Source organism: Buttiauxella sp. B2, assembly GCF_006376615.1.
GTDB lineage: Bacteria > Pseudomonadota > Gammaproteobacteria > Enterobacterales > Enterobacteriaceae > Buttiauxella.
In genome coordinates this window covers 108,701-126,758 of sequence record NZ_VEXQ01000004.1, presented here as the reverse complement: position 1 = coordinate 126,758, position 18,058 = coordinate 108,701, and the positions used below count along the sequence as shown (strand labels likewise).

15 protein-coding genes and 1 riboswitch are annotated in these 18,058 nt (G+C 50.1%); of the genes, 6 read left to right on the top strand and 9 right to left on the bottom strand.

Going from position 1 to position 18,058, the window contains the following annotated elements:
- Positions 1–107: 107 nt before the first annotated feature.
- The 6 genes from uca to FH968_RS07155 all read right to left on the bottom strand — a co-directional run bounded on the left by uca (position 108) and on the right by FH968_RS07155 (position 7,908).
- Complete coding sequence (gene uca / locus FH968_RS07180) at positions 108–3,656, bottom strand: urea carboxylase (protein ID WP_139878458.1); 3,549 nt, start codon at positions 3,654–3,656, stop codon at positions 108–110.
- Positions 3,657–3,735: 79 nt separating this feature from the next.
- Positions 3,736–4,371: an urea amidolyase associated protein UAAP2 gene (locus FH968_RS07175; protein ID WP_139878457.1), complete on the bottom strand. Its 636-nt coding sequence runs from the start codon at positions 4,369–4,371 to the stop codon at positions 3,736–3,738.
- Positions 4,365–5,078 carry an urea amidolyase associated protein UAAP1 gene (locus FH968_RS07170; RefSeq protein WP_139878456.1) on the bottom strand — a complete coding sequence of 238 codons (714 nt, stop codon included), beginning with the start codon at positions 5,076–5,078 and terminating at the stop codon, positions 4,365–4,367. Before FH968_RS07170 ends, FH968_RS07175 begins: the two co-directional genes overlap by 7 nt.
- A 61-nt stretch (positions 5,079–5,139) precedes the next feature.
- Positions 5,140–6,015 carry an ATP-binding cassette domain-containing protein gene (locus FH968_RS07165; RefSeq protein ID WP_139878455.1) on the bottom strand — a complete coding sequence of 292 codons (876 nt, stop codon included), beginning with the start codon at positions 6,013–6,015 and terminating at the stop codon, positions 5,140–5,142.
- A 9-nt stretch (positions 6,016–6,024) separates the two neighbouring features.
- On the bottom strand, positions 6,025–6,837 hold the full coding sequence (locus tag FH968_RS07160) for an ABC transporter permease (RefSeq protein WP_139878454.1): 813 nt from the start codon (positions 6,835–6,837) through the stop codon (positions 6,025–6,027).
- A 15-nt stretch (positions 6,838–6,852) separates the two neighbouring features.
- Positions 6,853–7,908: a putative urea ABC transporter substrate-binding protein gene (locus FH968_RS07155; RefSeq protein ID WP_139878453.1), complete on the bottom strand. Its 1,056-nt coding sequence runs from the start codon at positions 7,906–7,908 to the stop codon at positions 6,853–6,855.
- Positions 7,909–7,970: 62 nt separating this feature from the next.
- Positions 7,971–8,065: riboswitch (guanidine-I (ykkC/yxkD leader) on the bottom strand.
- A 314-nt stretch (positions 8,066–8,379) separates the two neighbouring features.
- On the opposite strand from FH968_RS07155, the gene FH968_RS07150 reads away from it, so the two are divergent.
- The 4 genes from FH968_RS07150 to FH968_RS07135 all read left to right on the top strand — a co-directional run bounded on the left by FH968_RS07150 (position 8,380) and on the right by FH968_RS07135 (position 12,732).
- Positions 8,380–9,090, top strand: coding sequence for a DUF3053 domain-containing protein (locus FH968_RS07150; protein WP_139878452.1), 711 nt, complete (start codon positions 8,380–8,382; stop codon positions 9,088–9,090).
- Positions 9,091–9,365: 275 nt separating this feature from the next.
- Positions 9,366–9,578 (top strand): RNA chaperone/antiterminator CspA, encoded by a 213-nt coding sequence (gene cspA / locus FH968_RS07145; RefSeq protein ID WP_034460397.1) that lies wholly within the window; start codon positions 9,366–9,368, stop codon positions 9,576–9,578.
- Between the two features lie 213 nt (positions 9,579–9,791).
- A complete protein-coding gene (locus tag FH968_RS07140; protein ID WP_139878451.1) occupies positions 9,792–11,363 on the top strand; it encodes a PTS transporter subunit EIIC in 1,572 nt (523 codons plus the stop codon).
- Positions 11,364–11,376: 13 nt separating this feature from the next.
- Positions 11,377–12,732, top strand: a complete 1,356-nt coding sequence (locus tag FH968_RS07135; protein WP_139878450.1) for a glycoside hydrolase — start codon at positions 11,377–11,379, stop codon at positions 12,730–12,732.
- A 35-nt stretch (positions 12,733–12,767) separates the two neighbouring features.
- Here FH968_RS07135 and FH968_RS07130 read toward each other — a convergent pair whose 3' ends face one another.
- Entirely contained in the window at positions 12,768–13,478 is a 711-nt protein-coding gene (locus tag FH968_RS07130) for a MurR/RpiR family transcriptional regulator (protein WP_139878580.1), read from the bottom strand.
- 100 nt (positions 13,479–13,578) lie between these two features.
- Between FH968_RS07130 and FH968_RS07125 the strand changes: the two genes are divergently transcribed.
- Entirely contained in the window at positions 13,579–14,742 is a 1,164-nt protein-coding gene (locus tag FH968_RS07125) for an MFS transporter (RefSeq protein ID WP_139878449.1), read from the top strand.
- 44 nt (positions 14,743–14,786) lie between these two features.
- On the opposite strand, the gene yiiM is transcribed toward FH968_RS07125, so the two are convergent.
- Together yiiM and sodA are read right to left on the bottom strand one after the other, a co-directional pair.
- The gene (gene yiiM, locus FH968_RS07120; RefSeq protein WP_139878448.1) at positions 14,787–15,461 is read right to left on the bottom strand and encodes a 6-hydroxyaminopurine reductase; all 675 of its coding nucleotides are present in this window, start codon (positions 15,459–15,461) and stop codon (positions 14,787–14,789) included.
- Between the two features lie 70 nt (positions 15,462–15,531).
- Complete coding sequence (gene sodA, locus FH968_RS07115) at positions 15,532–16,152, bottom strand: superoxide dismutase [Mn] (protein ID WP_139878447.1); 621 nt, start codon at positions 16,150–16,152, stop codon at positions 15,532–15,534.
- Between the two features lie 272 nt (positions 16,153–16,424).
- Here sodA and FH968_RS07110 point away from each other — a divergent pair, with 272 nt between their 5' ends.
- Complete coding sequence (locus FH968_RS07110; RefSeq protein WP_139878446.1) at positions 16,425–17,846, top strand: L-fucose/L-arabinose isomerase family protein; 1,422 nt, start codon at positions 16,425–16,427, stop codon at positions 17,844–17,846.
- Positions 17,847–18,058: the final 212 nt, after the last annotated feature.

Genomic DNA, 18,058 nt, shown 5'->3' with positions numbered 1-18,058 from the left:
GATCTGTGATTGAGTTAACAATCGAGCAACAATCCGCAATGGGTAGCGTAAACAAAAAATAGGGCGGATAAGCAACGCATACCCGCCCGAAGAAAATTAACGGCTCACTAAGCTGCCGTTTCAATCACCATTAGCAATTGTCCGGCATGAACCTGATTCCCCTGCTGCCGCTGGAAGGTGCGAATGACGCCATCTACAGGTGAAGTAATGGGAATCTCCATCTTCATAGACTCCAGAATACCAATGGTCTGCCCGGCCTTTACCTGCTCGCCTGGTTCAACCAGCCATTGCCATACGCTTCCAGCGACCTGGCTTTCCACACCACAGCATGAATCGGGAATGTATTCGTCGTTGCCCGGCGTTTCGTCAAGCGTGCTGTCGAATGTGAACTGCCCCTCGGCGCGCCAACGTGCCAGTTCCTCATCAAAGGCATGCTGGCGTTGCTGCTGGAAGGTATCGATGGTTTCCGATTCTTGTTCAAGCACTTGCTGATAATCATCAAGGCTAAATTCCCCCTCTTCAATTCGCAGCGGGTAGTCGCCCCACGGGAAACGCTCGCGTATTTCCAGCAGTTCTTCAGCGCTCACTTCATAGAAGCGAATCTGGTCGAAGAAACGCAATAACCACGGTTTGGTGAAAACGTCTGTCTGACGGTCGCGGTTCCACATTTGCAATGTGCGCCCAACAAACTGGTATCCACCCGGCCCTTCCATGCCGTAAACGCACATGTAAGCGCCACCAATGCCGACAGAGTTTTCCGCAGTCCAGGTGCGCGCGGGGTTGTATTTAGTGGTGACTAAACGATGACGAGGATCAAGCGGTGTGGCAACAGGCGCGCCAAGGTAGACATCCCCCAGCCCCATCACTAAGTAACTGGCATCAAAAACAATCTTCTTAACCTGTTCAACCGAATCAAGGCCATTAATACGGCGAATAAATTCGATATTACTTGGGCACCACGGCGCACCAGGACGAACTGATTGGGTATAACGCGTGATCGCTTCACGGCAAGCAGCATCGTCCCAGCTCAGCGGGAGCCAGACAGTGCGCGACGGGACTTTTGTGTGCCGTAAATCGCCAAGTGCTTGATCTGCGGCGACTATCGTTTCCAGCAGTTGCTGGCGAGGGCAAAGATGGTTATCAAAATGAATTTGTAGCGAACGAATACCGGGCGTCAGTTCAAGACGCCCTGCCTGCGGATAGGCTTCCAGTTGCTGCATTAGCGCATGGACGCGGAAACGCAGAGCAATATCCAGCATTTGTTCACCGTACTCCACCAGCAAAAAGCGATCGCCCGCCGCGCGAATGGTCACAGACGGCATGCCGTTGTTGGCCGGGTCGTGGTGCATGATTGGGGAGATTATTTGGCGTGGGTCGCTCTCACACTCCAGACTCACCGCCACAAACTCAATCGTATCACCCGCTTTAAGCTGTCCTAGCTTCCACAAATCGTCGCTAATCACTGTTGCCGGGCAAACAAAACCACCAAGTGATGGGCCATCCGGCCCCAGAATCACCGGCATATCACCGGTAAAATCTACGGTGCCAAAAGCGTAGGCGTTGTCGTGAATATTGGAAGGATGCATACCTGCTTCGCCGCCGTCGTTGCGTGCCCAGATTGGTTTTGGGCCAATCAAACGAATACCGGTGCGGCTCGAGTTATAATGCACCTGCCAGCGGGCGGCAAAAAAGGCCTGAATATCTTGTTCGGTGAAGAACTCCGGTGCGCCGTGCGGCCCGTAGACCACGTGGATTTGCCAGTTATTGCTGAGTTGCGGATAAAGTTGCGAGTAACCCTGCCCCGTTAATGCAGCCGTAGGTCGATGTTCTGGCGCAGCAAGATGCAGCACATCTCCGGCACGCAATGATCGCCCCGCGTGGCCACCAAATTTACCCAGCGTAAAGGTGCTGCGACTGCCGAGATATTGCGGGCAGTTTAGTCCTCCCGCCAGCAGCAAATAACTACGGCAACCCGCACCGGTAATATCGCCCAGCGTCAGGGTTTGACCGGCATTCGCGTTTATCACCACACCCGTGGCTACTGTTTCGTCATCCATTTTCGCAGCAATTTCTGCACCGGTTAGCACAAAAGCACACGGTTGATTAAAGCGTAGCGTCGGGCCACGTAAGGTAATTTCCAGCCCTGCGGCCTGCGCATCGTTGCCTAAAAGCTGGTTGCCCACAGTAAAGGCTCGGCTATCGAATGGGCCGGAAGGCGGCACACCAACGTGCCAGTAGCCGCTGCGACCTGGAACATCCTGAATGGTGGTCATCGTGCCACCCGTCAGCACATCAAGCGTAGTCGGTTGCCAGTTCACGCTGCCAAGCGTTGCCGTGATAACTCGGCCTTCTTGTACCTCAGGCAAAGTTAGCAAATATTGCAGCCACTTGAGGTTGGTTTCGATGCCATATAGCGACGTTTGCTGCAAAGCTTGTGCAAGGGAAACCAACGCCTGTTCGCGACAATCAGCATGAACAATCACTTTTGCCAGCATCGGGTCGTAAAACGGCGAGACTTCGCAGCCTGTTGCCAGCCAGTGGTCAATACGCAGTGTTGCGCCGTCCACCGCCTGCGGGAATATCACTTCGCTCAACAGCCCGGCGACTGGCTGGAAGTTTTTCGCCGGATCTTCGGCATAGACGCGCACCTGAATGGCATGACCGTGCGACGTGGTGCGCAATGTTTCCAGTTCTGGCAGCGCTTTTGCACCCAGCGCAACCATCCAGCTCACAATATCTACGCCGTAAACCATTTCGGTAACGCCGTGCTCTACCTGCAATCTTGTGTTCACTTCCAGGAACCAAAACTGCTCGCTAACATCGTCATAAACATATTCAACCGTTCCGGCGCTGCGATAATTCACCGCTTTGCAAAGCTCTACAGCCGTACGGTGTAAGGCGTTGCGAGTGGCATCCGACAGGCGCGGTGCGGGGGTTTCTTCGATAACTTTCTGGTTCCGGCGTTGCGCCGAGCAATCTCGTTCGCCCAGCGCGATAACGTTCCCCGCGCCATCACCAAATACCTGCACTTCGATATGGCGGGCACGAGCGATAAATTTCTCTAAAAAGACGCCATCGTCGGAGAAGTTATTACCTGCAAGGCGTTTTACGCGCGTAAAGGCGTCTTTCAATGTGGTGGCGCAATCGCAACATTGCATCCCAATGCCACCGCCACCAGCCGTGCTTTTTAGCATTACCGGATAACCGATGCGTTCTGCCTCGCTTAACGCAACATCCAGTGAGGTCAGCAGACCGCTACCTGAAAGCAAGGGCACCTGGTTAAGCTCTGCCAGTTCGCGAGCGCGATGTTTAAGGCCGAATGCCGCCATCTGCTCAACGGTGGGGCCAAGGAATACAACATTTTCTGCGTCGCAGCGTTCGACAAAACTGGCATTTTCACTCAAGAAACCGTAACCCGGATGAACCGCTTCGGCGTCACTCTCCTTGATAATCGCGAATAATTTTTCCTGATTCAAATAGGTTTCACGCACGTTCCCATCGCCAAGGGAAAACGCACAATCGGCCAGACGGACATGCTGTGAATGTTTGTCGGCTTCGGCATAAACCGCAATCGCGGTGATGCCCATTTGCTGCAATGTACGGATGATGCGCACTGCAATAGCGCCACGGTTGGCAATCAAGACTCGTTTAAACATAATCGGTTCTCTGGCTGGCAGGTCGTCCTGCATGGCATTCGGGCGCTTGATTGCGGGCCGTCCCGCTGCGCTTAAAGAATTACCAGACGGCGATTTCGATCGGCGTTGGGTTGTAACCGTTGCAAGGGTTATTAAGCTGCGGGCAGTTGGAAATCATCACCAGAACGTTCATTTTCGCGACCAGTTCGACGTATTTCCCTGGTGCTGAAATACCATCGGCAAACTGGAGCCCACCTTCTTTGGTCACTGGAACATTCATAAAGAAATTGATGTTGTGCGTGATATCGCGACGCGTCAGGCCATATTCCGGGTGCTGCGCGACGGCAAGCAGCCAACTGTCACGGCAGGCGTGCATATGACGTTTTTCCAGTGAGTAACGCACGGTGTTGCTTTCGGTGGCACAGGCACCGCCGAGGGTGTCGTGGCGACCGCAGGTATCGGCAACAATCTCCAGCATCGGGCGGTCTTCGTTAGAGCGCAGCACACTGCCACTGCTGAGGAATACGTTACATTGACCGCGCAAGGTGTCTGTCACGCTGTAGCGTTCTGCGGTGTCGTCGGCGTTGTAAAACAACGTATCCGCCGCCTGATTACCTTCCAGATCGGTTATCCGCAAAGTCTGGCCTTCTTCAAGGCGATACAGCCAATAATCTCCGGCATTTACCGTTGCTCGCAGCTGCGCATTTTCTGTGTGGCGTGGGCTTTCAGTCAGCATCCGCAGGCTCCTTCAGTCAGAATATAAAGTTCGTTGTTATGCAGCCCGCGGCGGTTTTCTTCACGTTGCAGGCAGATTTCTGGCAGCGGCTGGCGCTGAGCATCAAGCGTGATACCGAGCGGCTGGCGCGGATATTCCCCGGCAGGGTTAAGTGGGTGCGGGCACGTATGGAGCACCACTAAGGTGTCCATGGCAAAACGCAGCGTGACAGATGCACCCGCACAGCCTTGTTGTTCGAGCTGTAAATGGCCTTCATCACTGGCGGTCACTTTGGAAAAGAAGTTGATGTTCGCTGCCATATCGCGCTTCCCAAGGCCGTATTTTGCCAGTTCGATCAGGAAGCTGTCATAGCCATTCTGGTGCCGTTCATTGCGGGCTTGCTGGTAGTCCAGTGCGCCAAATTGTTCGGTTATCTGCAAAGCATTGCTGCTGCCACACACCGTTTCGTGCCAGCCAAAGCTGTCTTGTTCAATGCCGCAGAAAATACGGCCCATATCTGAATACAGACAATGCCCGGCAGTGAGCCGAAAAGTGTGCTGGCATTTCAGGGTGTCCGGAGCGTTATAACGTTCCAGCAGATTTTCTGGGTTGTAGAACAGGGCAGCGGCATTGACGCCACCCTGGATGTCGGTGAGCGTTAAAGCGGTGCCCTTGCGCATGACGAGCGACCAGTGGCTGCCAGCGGGAAGTTCGGTTTGATAAGTCATGTTGGCTCCTTGGTGGGTATTGGATGTTATGCCCTCACTCTGGCTGTCTTTTATACAGACTTCACTGACCCCACCCGGCTTCTCCCCCTGGCAAGTGAGGGAGCAGAGGGGTGCCTTTAGCTCTTCCCCCTGGCAAGGAGGAGGCTGGGAGGGGGTCATTTACAGAGTGAATGTCATCCGCAGAAAGAGCCGGAGTGAGCACTGTTTTCCCCGCGGGTTTACGGTCAAGCGGAATGTCGTAAGTAATACTCGCACCCCAGCGATCCGGCGCTTGCGGGTCATGACGTACTTTGTCGAAAACCCACAACCTTGAGCCGAGTGAAAAACCTTCTTTCAGATCGTGTGTAATCATGAAAATGGTCAGGCGATGGCGTGCCCACAAATCGCTTATCAGCAAGTGCATTTCGTTGCGGATACCCGGGTCTAGCGCGCCAAACGGCTCATCAAGCAGCAAAATACGCGGCTGTTTCATCAGAGCCTGAGCCAATGCCAGACGCTGCTGCATGCCACCGGAAAGCTGATGTGGATATTTGTTTTGCGCAGGCAATAAACCGACTTGATCAAGCATTGCGCGGGCGCGTTCACGAATCGCAGCCCGCTTCTGGCCCCACACGCGCCCCAGCCACCGCGCGGTGCTAAATTCCTCAGCCAGCATCACATTGCCAATCACCGTCAGATGCGGAAATACCGAATAGCGCTGAAAAACCACGCCACGCTGGGCATCCGGCTCTTGTGAGATAGGCTCGCCATCCAGTAAAAACTCACCTTTGGTGGCCGTTTCAGTACCGAGCAGCATTTTCAGAAAAGTAGTTTTCCCGCACCCCGAAGCACCTACAATCGAAACAAACTCACCTTCTTCGACGCTCACGTTCAGCCTTTCCAGTACCACCTGGTCACCATAGTGCTTTTCGATATTTTTAAGTTCGAGCAACGCCATAGCGCCTCCTTATTTTGCGTAGTACCACGGGAAGCAGCGACGGTTGATCACGCGCAGCAGCAGGTCGAGGGTGAAAGCCAGTAACGTAATCCATGCCACGTACGGCAAAATCACGTCCATCGCCATATAGCGGCGCATCAGAAAGATGCGGTAGCCGAGCCCTTCGGTGGCGGCAATGGCTTCGGCAGCAATCAGGAATAGCCATGCAGAGCACAGAGACAGGCGCACGGCATCAATCAGGCGGGGTAACAATTGCGGCAGAACCACGCGCCAAAGGATTTGCGCGCTATGGCCGCCAAGCGTCTGGGCTTTCACCATTTGTTCATGGGGAATGGTCTGAACCTGCAGCTGTAAATCGCGCACGATAAACGGCGTAATACCGATAATAATCAGCACCACTTTCGAGAGTTCGCCCAATCCAAAGGTGATAAACAGGATGGGCAGAATCGCCAGCGGTGGGATCAGAGCGATCAACGTAATCAACGGTGAAAGCACCGACCGAACCACCGGCAGAGCACCACAAAACAGGCCAAAAATCAGAGCCAGCAGCGCACTGAACCCCACACCAACCAGCAAGCGAAGCAAGCTCGCCGCACTGTCGACCCAGAACAGATATTCCCCGGTACGCGGACTTGGCGTGAATGCCATGCGGTCGATGGCCGACCACATCGCGTCGAACCCCGGAAGCAGTTTGTCGTAACTGTTTGCTGCAAGACGTGCATCAGACGCCACCAGATAAAAGAAGACCACCACAACTAACGGTAAGGCGCCCATCAGCACACGAGACATTGGATGGGGTTGATAGTTAATGATTTTGCGCATTGGGCACCTCCGGTTTTACAACTGTTGCTTTACGGCGAGGAGAATAAATTCGTCGCTAAAGCGCAGTTTGGTGTTGTTGGTGTCACCCCAGTTACCCGCAGGTGTCACCACGCCTACCACGTCGGCTGATTGAGCCGCTTCACCCAATAAACCGTGCTTAAAGGAGAACTCTGCAACCATCTGCATGGTGGCTTTCAGCTGTGGGCTGTCGGTGAAATCCAGCGCCAGTTTTGGATCGCTGAAAAGGTGGGTCGCGGCGAGTTGGGCGTCGAATCCAGCTAAATCTGTACCCGCAGCCTGGCCCATTTGGGTACGAGCGGCTTTGGCAGTCGTGGACTCTCCCTGCATAACCTTCAGCGTTTCAAACCATGCGCCGGTCAGCGCCTTCCCTAATTCTGGGTGCGCTTTGAGGGTTTCGGTATTTACCACCAACAGGTCAAGGATTTCCCCAGGGATTTGTGCGGACGAGAAAAGTAATTTTGCGTTCGGCTGTTTTTGCGCTTCGGCCAACAGTGGGTTCCAGGTGACGATGGACTTCACTTCTGGCGTGGTAAACGCCGCGACAAGATCCGCATCAGCCGTGTTGACCACTTTCACATCGCGTTCACTCAGGCCTGATTTTTCCAGGGCGCGGGCGAGTAAATAATGAGAAACCGAAAGCTCAACCAGGTTAACTGGCTGCCCTTTAAGCTCGGCAATGGATTTTGCGGATTTCGAGAGAATGCCGTCGTTACCGTTGGAGTAATCGCCAATAATCAATGCGGTACTGTCAACGCCACCGGCTGCGGGGATGGTCAGCGCGTCCATGTTCGTCATGGTGCAACCGTCAAACCCTCCGGCGGTATATTGGTTCACCGATTCGATATAATCGTTCACCTGCACAAACTGAATGTCGATCCCGTATTTGTCTGCCCATTTTTTGACGATGCCGCTTTGCTGGGCGTAATCCCAGGGCATCCAGCCTGCATAAATAGACCAGCAGAGTTTAAAGGTGGGTTTTGCTGCAAAGGCGCTAACGCTAAATAGCGCGAGTGCGGCAAACAAGATTCCACGGTGGCAAGCTTTAAGCATGGCGATTCCTCTGACAGTTGCGGAAAAAGATGCAGGAGGGGGCGGCACTCAATGGTCGCTTATCCTCCCGGGCTTTTATCCCGCCGTGTAACCGCCAGAGGGCGGTCGATCACTCTCGGACCAGCGTCTTTCGACCGGAACCCTAGTGATCCATTACCAAATTGTCTGGCGACACCGGTTGCCCGCATCACCCCTGCATCCAGATATCAGCAAAATGAATGCCAGGTCTGAAAATTTCATACTTTATCTATTTATTACAACCAATTAACCTCACAAGAGGGTTATGCACAGATGATGGGCAATGTTCCAGCAAGGTGCAGAACAGCGGTTGAAAATGCACCATTGCAGCGCAAATTTGCCTTAAAGAGATTGTTGCGAAAGGGTATCTTGCAAAGTCAGGTTGGACTATCCTTAGCACCATTATTGGGTGCGCATTTGCGTATTTGAATTGAATGGTGAGGAGTAGAAAAGATGGCGACAGGTAAGTCCTGGTCACGCTGGTTTGCGCCGCTTGCGGCAATTTTAATGGTGGTGAGCCTTAGCGGTTGTTTTGATAAAGAAGGCGATCAACGCAAAGCGTTCGTCGATTTCCTACAAAATACAGCGATGCGCAGCGGCGAACGTTTGCCGACATTAACAGCCGATCAGAAAAAACAATTTGGTCCGCTGGTTTCTGATTACGCGATTATCTACGGCTTTGCTCAACAGGTAAATCAGGCAATGGACGATGGCATGAAACCCGTTGTTGATAGCGTAAACAGCATTCGTGTACCGCAAGATTACATGACGCAGCGCGATGCTCTGCGCAATGCGAATGGCTCATTGAACGTGTTAGGCCAACAAGTACAGAATGCCAAAATGCAGGCTGACAGTGCTCGCGCCACGCTGAAACAGCCAGATGACCTGAAAACCGTATACGATCAGATTTATCAGAAAGTAGTTACGGCTCCGGCTGACGCTATGGCTCCGCTTATCCCTGCCGCGCAAACTTTCACAGCTCAACTGGTGCAAGTGGGTGATTTCATCCAACAGCAAGGAACTCAGGTTGGTTTCACTGCGGGTGGTATTCAGTTCCCAACTTCACAGCAAGCAAGTCAGTACAACTCACTGATGGCTCCGCTGGCATCACAGCATCAGGCGTTTATGCAGGCTTATTCAACTGCACAAAGCTCCATGCAATAAGTGTGATTTTCCCCGTCGAAAGGCGGGGAATCCCGCGGCTGGCTTGAGCTCTAGACCTGCGGATGGCTAAAATAAACCTTGCCATTCACATGCTGAATATGTGTTAATACATCCATCGGTTTGAAGCACAGACCTTTAAGCAGTTTAGTAACGCAGTCCTCAAAGAGTTATCATAGATACCCTTCGACGTGATCTACCTTCCTTTATCGCTTTAAAAAATCTGTAAAACATTCCAATTGCGCCGGAAGGCAAATTTAATTTAAAAGGTAATATCTATGTCTAACAAAATGACTGGTCTCGTAAAATGGTTCAACTCTGACAAAGGCTTCGGCTTCATCACTCCAGACGATGGCTCAAAAGACGTGTTCGTACACTTCTCTGCTATCCAGATTGATGGCTACAAGTCTCTGGACGAAGGCCAGAAAGTGTCTTTCACCATCGAAAGTGGTGCTAAAGGCCCAGCTGCTGGTAACGTAACTAACCTGTAAGGTTAACGTTAGCAAAGCTAAGAATTAAAAAAACCCGCTTCGGCGGGTTTTTTCGTTTCTGGTATTCATGCGAAACAGGTATGCACTTTGTGGCTATCCGTACCTATTTACCGCAACAGGTTTCTTTTAAAAAGTAGAGTTGTTATAACGAAGGTACTGGAAGTACGTTCACATAATTACAAAATAACCCTACGTATAAATAAAGGAACAGCTATGTCTGGAATACGGCAACGTACTCTGGAGAGTATGCAAAAATTCTCCCGAGCCATGATCGGCGCAGTATTGTTTTTGCCAGTAATAGGTTTAATTCTGGCACTGAGTTCAGTATTAACAAATCCTACTCTTATTTCTGAAACTAGCATTCTACATAATATCGGCCAATTATTAGGTGATACCTTCTGGCCACTATTTGGAAACTTAGGTTTGCTCTTTTGTGTTGGCATCAGCTATGGCCTGGCAAAAGATAAAAAAACGGAAGTCGCATTGGTTTCTGTAATGTGCTTTATTATGTTTCTTGGTGCCAACCACTCCTGGCTTGAATATACTCATGGGGTCGCCGATAAAATAAATGGTGAGTATTACGGAACAGGCCAGACACAACTATTAGGTTTTGTTGTTGTTGATATGGGCATTTTCCTCGGCATTATTCTCGGTTGCACCATTGCCTGGGTACATAATAAGGTTTCACAGATTGATTTACCGGGCGCTCTGTCGATGTATGGCGGTGCTAAATTAACCCTAATTGCCATGACACCCGTCGTCATTATTTATGCGATGGCGTTCACCTGGATATGGCCGTTTATGACCCACGGCATCACCGCATTAACCGGCTTTATGAAGAACGCAGGTGTCGCAGGCGTCTTTGTTTACGGCTTCTTCGAAAAATTCCTCATCCCTACCGGGCTGCACCACTTTGTGTGGTCGCCATTCCAGTTAACACAAATCGGCGGTACGTTAACCGTGGATGGGCAAACTGTCTCGGGTACTCAGGCTATTTTCCTGGCATACATGCGCCACCCTGATCTCTCGCCAGTTATGAACGATGCGTTGCGTTTTTCACAGCAGGGCATGACGACCATCTTCGGTCTGTCAGGTGCGGCGTTGGCGTTCTACCACACGGCAAAGCCTGAAAAGAAAATGATGGCCAAAGCTATTCTACTGCCCGCCATTATCACGTCGATTTTGACGGGTATCACCGAACCAATTGAATTCACTTTTTTGTTTATCTCGCCGTTGTTGTGGGTGATTCATGCAACTCTGACCGCTGCATCACAGGCACTGTGCGATGTTTTCTCGGTTCGCCCGTGGGGTGCATCAGGGCTAATCGAATTCCTGATATACAATCTGCCGCTTCCAGTCTCGTTAACTCGCTGGCCAGCGTATGTTCTCATCGGTCTGGGGCAATTCGCCGCTTACTATGTGATTTTCCGCACCCTGGTGGTGAAGCTGAAACTTAAAACACCAGGTCGTGAAGATGATGATGAAGTCAGACTATATAATAAAAAAGATTATCAGGAAAAAACTAAACAGCGCGCAGGCACCCTTAATTCTGGAATAGATGAAATCATTAAAGGGCTGGGTGGGAAAGAAAATATTATCTCAGTAGATAACTGTTTTACTCGCCTGCGCGTAGCTATTCACAACCCGGATATTGTTGACGATGCCATTCTTAAATCCACCGGAGCGAATGGCGTGGTAAGAAATCGAAATGAAGTTCAAGTTATATATGGTATTAAAGTAGGGCAGGTACGCTCTAAAGTAGACACCTGGCTGGCAGATAATTAATTCTGGAGTAGTTATGAAATTAACCGTATTAGGCGGCGGCGGTGTTCGCTCTGCATTCCTGGCAAAATCATTAGCATATAACGCACACCGAATTGGATTAAAAGAAGTTGTATTCCTGGATAATTCAGAAGAAAACCTGAAAACATTTGGTGAGATTGCCCGTTATATCTTTAATACGATTCGCCCGGATATTGCTTTTTCATTAAGTACCGACCCGGTAACGGCGCTGAAAAACGCGAATTACGTTATCACTACGCTACGTGTTGGCGGTGATGAAAGCCGTATTGGCGATGAACGTATCGCGCTGGATCATAATACCCTGGGGCAGGAAACCACTGGAGCAGGTGGCTTTGCAATGGCGATGCGCTCGATTCCCGCCATTCTGGGCTATTGCCGTCTAATTGAAGAACATGCGGCTGACGATGCCATTCTGTTCAACTTTACTAACCCATCAGGGCTTGTGACCGAAGCCATCATCAAATCTGGTTTCAAACGCCGCGTGTATGGTATTTGCGATGCACCTTCCGAACTGATTCGCGAGTTACCGGCTATTTTGGGATGCGATGAGCAAGATCTGAAAGTCGAATGCTACGGTTTAAACCACTTCTCATGGTTCACTCACTTCACCGTGTGTGGGGAAGACGTTACTGACCGCCTGGTTGCCAGCCCAGAACTGTACAGCAAAACAGCGATGCAATACTTCTCGCCAGAGCTGGTACAGCTATGCGACAAGCAGTTACTGAATGAATACCTCTATTATTACTACTACAAAGAAGAGGCATTGAAGGCGATTCAGGATTCAGGGATCACACGCGGAGAGCAAATTGCTCACATCAACCATGATATGCGTGAAGAACTGAAAACCATTGATGTTAAAGCCAACCCAGAAAAAGCGTTTGATATCTGGATGAAGCACTATCTGCGTCGCGAAAATAGCTATATGCAAAATGAGTCGCAGCAGGAGAAATTCCACACCCGCACGCCACTCACGCTCACACAGTTCATCGAGGAGCCGGATACTGGCGGTTACGCGGGCGTTGCGCTTGATATTCTTGAGGCTGTGAACAGCACCACAACCAAACGCATTGTGGTTTCGATTTCCAACAATGGCACATTAGACTTCCTGCACCCGGATGATGTTATCGAAATTAGCTGCGACCTAAGCAAAGATGGTCTGAAACCGGTAACACCCGTGCATGTGCCAACTGCGCAGAAAAACATGATTTCTTGTGTGAAAGAGTATGAAAGACTGGCGGTGGACGCGATTCTCAAGCAGGACAAAACGTTGGCCGTGCGTGCGCTTATGGCGCATCCGCTGATCGGCTCCTGGTCGCTGGCTGATAAGCTGATTAAGGCCTACTGGAAGTAACCATTACAGGGCGGATGATTCCCATCCGCCCTGCTTTATTTCTGCATAAACCATTGCTTGAGGAGATGTTCAAAACCCAAAATGCAGTAGCCAAAAAACGGATTAGACCAGTAGATATCATCATCAAATTTCTGCGGGTCGTGGATGATAAACGATGTATTTGCCTCCTGCGCCAGAGGGCTTTGGTAATCCCCGGTAAAACAGACGAGGTCGATATCCTTGTTTTCCAGAGCTTTAACCCAGCTCAAAGCGGAACTGCTGCGCCCGGACTTAGAAATAATCCAGATGGAATCAAATTTAGCTGCTGTCTTTTGTTCAAGGATTTCATAGTCAGGCCATAGAGCCAAGCTAGCATTAACGCCAATCACCAGGAATTTGTTATAAATATATTGAGCAATGAGTTGAGAAAAACCACTACCGTGAATAAGAATGCGATCGTGCTGTAGGCTTTTTAATAACGGTTCGAGCTGTTCTTCGGGTTGGATTTTCATAAAATCGACATCATTGGTCACATCTAATTTAGGCATGGTGATGTTAAATTTAATGAAATAGACCATTTCCAGCCAGCCGCTAAATTTCAGTTTCTTAGCTAACCTGACTAACGATGAAGGATTGCTGTAGCAACGTTCTGCTACAGTACGAACGCCTTCGCGAATGCATTGCTCGGGATCATTCTGAATATACTGAAGCACCGTTATTTCTGTTTTGGTTAGTTTTACATCACGGAAAAGATTTTTTAAGTCCATCATTCACTCCTCACACAATATGATGACTTTATCATCTATCCAGGTTTCTGTTTGCGCGTCAGGTCACTTTAGATAAATAACAGGGAAGAAAGACAGGGAAATGAATAAGAATTTAACTACGCTAGGAATGGTCTTCTTTTTGTGGGGGAATATCACCTCGATTAACAGTACACTGATTTTATTTTTTTATCAGTATTTTAAAATATCCTGGCAACAGGCGATTTTAATTAACGTATTATTTTATCTCGCCCCTTTTATCACTTGCCTACCGTGCTCGGCACTCATTTCCCGCTGGGGTTATCGCACCGTGCTACGTGCCTCACTATTCACCACCGCTGTGGGTAGCATGGCGTTAGGTTTTGCGTTGCAAGGCTACTCATTTTCATACTCTTTGCTGGCCGTTTTCGTAGTGGCGGCAGGTGTCTCTGCCATGCAGGTCGTCACTAACCCTTATCTAACGCTGCTTAGTAAGCCGAATAAACGGATAGGTAACCTTAGCCTGGCATCAGCGGTTAATTCTCTGGGTACCACTCTGGCACCTATTGTTATCGCTCTTTTACTGCAACATTATCCGATTGATTTTTCCGCTCACAAAGAACCTATTAGTAGCTTATGGATGGTATTGTCTTTATTTTCAGCGATGCTTATTCTTATTAGCTGTTTCATTAATCTACCAGATCCTAAACACCCAACTCGCTACCATCAGAAATTTTCAGACCTATGGAAACATAAAGGATTCAGATTTAGCGTTACTGCTATTTTCACCTATGTTGGCGTTGAAGTGGCTATTGCCACCAGCGCAGTAAAATATCTCACTACTATCGGCCTGTGGCAAACTGATCAGGCAATATCTTTAGTCTCGATTTACTGGGGTGGAGCATTAATTGGGCGTTTATTGTTTGGTTTATTCGCGCATAAAATAAATACTTACCATGCATTTCTTAGCGCCACATTATTTTGTTCATGCTGTGTAATCCTCGCTTTACTGCTCAACAACTCAGTCGGCGGGGTTTTATTATTACTAACAGGATTAGGTAACGCTATTATGTATCCGGTTATTTTCAGCCGTAGCCTCAGCAAGTTGCCTCATTTAGCTAATATCGCCGCAGCAGTGTTGGTCATGGCTGGGATAGGTGGCGCTATCATCCCATACTTACAGGCAATAATTATCGACGGGGTAGGCCTGCGCTTGAGTTTTATCTTACCGATGGTGTTGTATTTTGTTCTAGCCGTATGGGGGAAATGCAGTTTACGAGAGAGCTGAAAGATATCCTCACACTGGAGGGGCTGCCCCCTCCAAAGAAACTATTATTTGCCCCACAAGCGTCGAGAATTATCTTCGATCTTCCCCAACAGCCGCCGTTTCTGCATCGTCCGCGTCCAGCTGACCGATAGCCCCGCAGCAGAAAGCAACCGGTGATATTGCTCATCATCAAATGGCATATGCCAGGCCGTGGCAATCGCTTCTGCAACCGTCACATCACTGACGCGCGAAACCAGCTCCAGTGGTACTTCAGTCGAAACATTACCCGCCATCACGACCCGATAAAGCCAGCCGCAATAACCCGTTTCCTGCATCAAAGACGACATATCGCTAATGCCAAAATGGTAATTCAGCTTGAAGCACGGCGAACGTGGCTGAGTGACCTGGATAAGCGCCTCACCCCAACGGAAAATATCACCGATATAAACATTTTTTTCCGTCAGGCCTTCGGTCGATAAGTTTTCGCCGTACGCCGGAGCGGTAAACAGTTCTGCCTGTTCAGGGAATTCGCGTTCCCAGTGAGCATAATGTTCACGGGGGTAATGGCATAACGCACGATCAGGCCCGCCATGAATGATTTTTTCAGCCTGGTGGTCGCCTTCCAAACCTAGCTCGGTCAGTCGCATCTCGCCATCCACCTGAACTTTGGCGATTGCACTCGGCCTGCTGCCCACGTATTCGCGGACTTTGCCAATATAAACGTTTAGCGGATAGTGCATCTGATCCTCCCTGCAACAGACATAAAAAAAGCGAGCCATCAGGCTCGCCTCTCAGCAGTTGTAATGCAACTTATTTTTTAGTGGCAAAACGTGCTGCTGCTTCGTCCCAGTTAACAACATCCCAGAATGCTTTGATGTAGTCAGGGCGACGGTTTTGGAATTTCAGGTAGTAAGCGTGTTCCCACACATCCAGGCCCACAATTGGGAAACCGGATACGCCAGAAACAGCTTCGCCCATCAGTGGGCTGTCCTGGTTTGCAGTAGAAACTACAGCCAGTTTGTCGCCTTTCAGAACCAGCCACGCCCAGCCGGAGCCAAAGCGAGTTGCTGCTGCTTTCTCAAATTCTGCTTTGAAGCTGTCAACGCTACCGAAGTCACGCTCGATGGCTGCTTTCAGGTCACCTTGCAGGGTGGTACCCGTTTTCAGGCCTTTCCAGAAGAAGCTGTGGTTAGCGTGGCCGCCAGCGTTGTTACGCAGAACAGTTTTTTTGTCAGCTGGCAGTTGATCGAGTTTAGCGATCAGCTCTTCAACTGGCAGGCTTGCGAACTCTGGCAGAGATTCCAGCGCTGCATTCGCGTTATTCACGTACGCCTGGTGGTGTTTGCTGTGATGGATTTCCATCGTTTGTTTGTCGAAATGTGGTTCCAGGGCGTCGTATGCGTAAGGCAGGGATGGCAGTGTATAACTCATATTCATCATCTCCATTATTATCGAACGGCGAACAAGCTGTTAACGCCGGGTAATCAGTTGGTTCATTATAGTTAATTAAATGATATTGAAAATGATTATCAATGCCGCACTTTTAATAAGGTTATAACTTTTAGTGATGATGGTGAAAATGTGAACGTTGTCAGGTGGATAAATTGTTTTTTGCCACCCACTACAAAATTTGGCATTACCGCAAAGGTAGCACGGTGCAATTCAGGTGATAGTCGGCGCTTCTTTCTACCTGGAGCACCATCATGTCGCTTAATGTCGCCCTTTTCGGTATCGGGCTTGATACTTATTGGCCGCAGTTTTCCGGCCTGGAACAACGCTTAACGGGTTATTTGCATCAGATAGACCAGCGCCTCACGCAGCTTGATGTGTCGGTCATTAATGGCGGCCTCATTGATAGCGTCGCTAAAGCCGATACCTTTACCACTCAACTTCAGAAACAACCCATTGATGCCATCGTGCTTTACATCAGCACCTACGCCCTGAGTTCTACCGTTCTGCCGTTGGTACAAAAGATTAACAAACCAGTGATTATTCTCGCGCTTCAGCCGGAACGCGGCCTGCCCTATGGCAAAATCCGCGATATGACCGATCGCGGCGAACGTACCGGTGAGTGGCTCGCCCATTGCCAGGCGTGCAGCGCACCAGAACTGGCGAACGTGTTTAATCGAGCAGGGATTCGTTACCAACTTCTTGTCGGCGCATTACAAGGCGATGACTATGTCTGGCAGCAAACAGAACAATGGCTACAAGCGCTCGAAGTGCAGAAAGGGCTGGCGGCCTGCCAGGTGGGTGTTCTGGGCCACTATTACGACGGAATGGTGGATGTTTACAGCAACATGACCAACCTAAGCGCCAAACTCGGCGTACGCTTCAAGCCACTGGAAATGTGCGAACTGACTGAATATCGCGAGCAGGTCACTCCGGCCACTAGCGCGCAAAAATGGCAGGATGTAGAAGCGTCTTTGCAAATTGACCCTACCTGTGAAAAAGCGGAGCTTGCTCGTGCAGTGCAAACCGCTTGCGCCATGGATAAGCTTATCGAAAAAAATCACCTCGGTGCGCTGGCCTATTACTACGAAGGGCGCAATGGCAACGCCTACGAAAACATCATTACGTCGATAATTCTCGGTAATACATTGCTGACTCAGCGCGGTATTCCGGTCGCGGGCGAGTACGAGATCAAAAACGTGCTGGCGATGAAAATCCAGCAGCTTCTTGGCGCAGGTGGCTCGTTCTCCGAGCCATACGGTATTGAGTTTGCTGATGACGTTGTGCTCTGGGGACACGATGGCCCGGCGCATCCGTTAATGGCGCAAGGTCACGTTCACCTCGTTCCGCTGCCGGTTTACCACGGCAAGCCAGGTAAAGGAGTGTCGATTCAGATGACGGTCAAACCTGGCCCCGTCACGTTCCTTTCCATTGTTGAAGACGCGCAAAATGGTGTGTGTTTACAGTATGCCGAAGGGGAAGCCGTTCCTGGCGAGGTATTGGATATTGGCAACACGAACAGCCGTTATCGTTTTCCGCTTTCAGCCCGTGACTTCACTACTCAATGGTGCCTCGGCGGGCCTGCTCACCATTGCGCGATTGGTCTCGGGCATCAGGGGGCTGTTTTGGAAAAACTCGCCTGGCTGCTTGGCGTGAAAACCTCGAAAATCTGTTAATTAAAAAGTGACTGTCGCTGATGCTATTACACCCTACCACGGCATTTCGTGGGTTGGATTAGCGTCAGCGGTATCCGACACAATGCAAAAATCTCGATATAAAGAACTGTGACCCGCGTCAATCACACCCCCTGAATTTTGCCAGTTTTACCCTCGTCACGGCAGCACATGGAAGGTTAGATCTTCGCTCACTCTTTAGACTCTGTGGCATT

What these genes read in the sequence shown, in the direction of transcription:
- uca (WP_139878458.1), bottom strand. Translation starts at nt 3,656, where the DNA reads ATGTTTAAACGAGTCTTGATTGCCAACCGTGGCGCTATTGCAGTGCGC.
- FH968_RS07175 (WP_139878457.1), bottom strand. Translation starts at nt 4,371, where the DNA reads ATGCTGACTGAAAGCCCACGCCACACAGAAAATGCGCAGCTGCGAGCA.
- FH968_RS07170 (WP_139878456.1), bottom strand. Translation starts at nt 5,078, where the DNA reads ATGACTTATCAAACCGAACTTCCCGCTGGCAGCCACTGGTCGCTCGTC.
- FH968_RS07165 (WP_139878455.1), bottom strand. Translation starts at nt 6,015, where the DNA reads ATGGCGTTGCTCGAACTTAAAAATATCGAAAAGCACTATGGTGACCAG.
- FH968_RS07160 (WP_139878454.1), bottom strand. Translation starts at nt 6,837, where the DNA reads ATGCGCAAAATCATTAACTATCAACCCCATCCAATGTCTCGTGTGCTG.
- FH968_RS07155 (WP_139878453.1), bottom strand. Translation starts at nt 7,908, where the DNA reads ATGCTTAAAGCTTGCCACCGTGGAATCTTGTTTGCCGCACTCGCGCTA.
- FH968_RS07150 (WP_139878452.1), top strand. Translation starts at nt 8,380, where the DNA reads ATGGCGACAGGTAAGTCCTGGTCACGCTGGTTTGCGCCGCTTGCGGCA.
- cspA (WP_034460397.1), top strand. Translation starts at nt 9,366, where the DNA reads ATGTCTAACAAAATGACTGGTCTCGTAAAATGGTTCAACTCTGACAAA.
- FH968_RS07140 (WP_139878451.1), top strand. Translation starts at nt 9,792, where the DNA reads ATGTCTGGAATACGGCAACGTACTCTGGAGAGTATGCAAAAATTCTCC.
- FH968_RS07135 (WP_139878450.1), top strand. Translation starts at nt 11,377, where the DNA reads ATGAAATTAACCGTATTAGGCGGCGGCGGTGTTCGCTCTGCATTCCTG.
- FH968_RS07130 (WP_139878580.1), bottom strand. Translation starts at nt 13,478, where the DNA reads ATGGACTTAAAAAATCTTTTCCGTGATGTAAAACTAACCAAAACAGAA.
- FH968_RS07125 (WP_139878449.1), top strand. Translation starts at nt 13,579, where the DNA reads ATGAATAAGAATTTAACTACGCTAGGAATGGTCTTCTTTTTGTGGGGG.
- yiiM (WP_139878448.1), bottom strand. Translation starts at nt 15,461, where the DNA reads ATGCACTATCCGCTAAACGTTTATATTGGCAAAGTCCGCGAATACGTG.
- sodA (WP_139878447.1), bottom strand. Translation starts at nt 16,152, where the DNA reads ATGAGTTATACACTGCCATCCCTGCCTTACGCATACGACGCCCTGGAA.
- FH968_RS07110 (WP_139878446.1), top strand. Translation starts at nt 16,425, where the DNA reads ATGTCGCTTAATGTCGCCCTTTTCGGTATCGGGCTTGATACTTATTGG.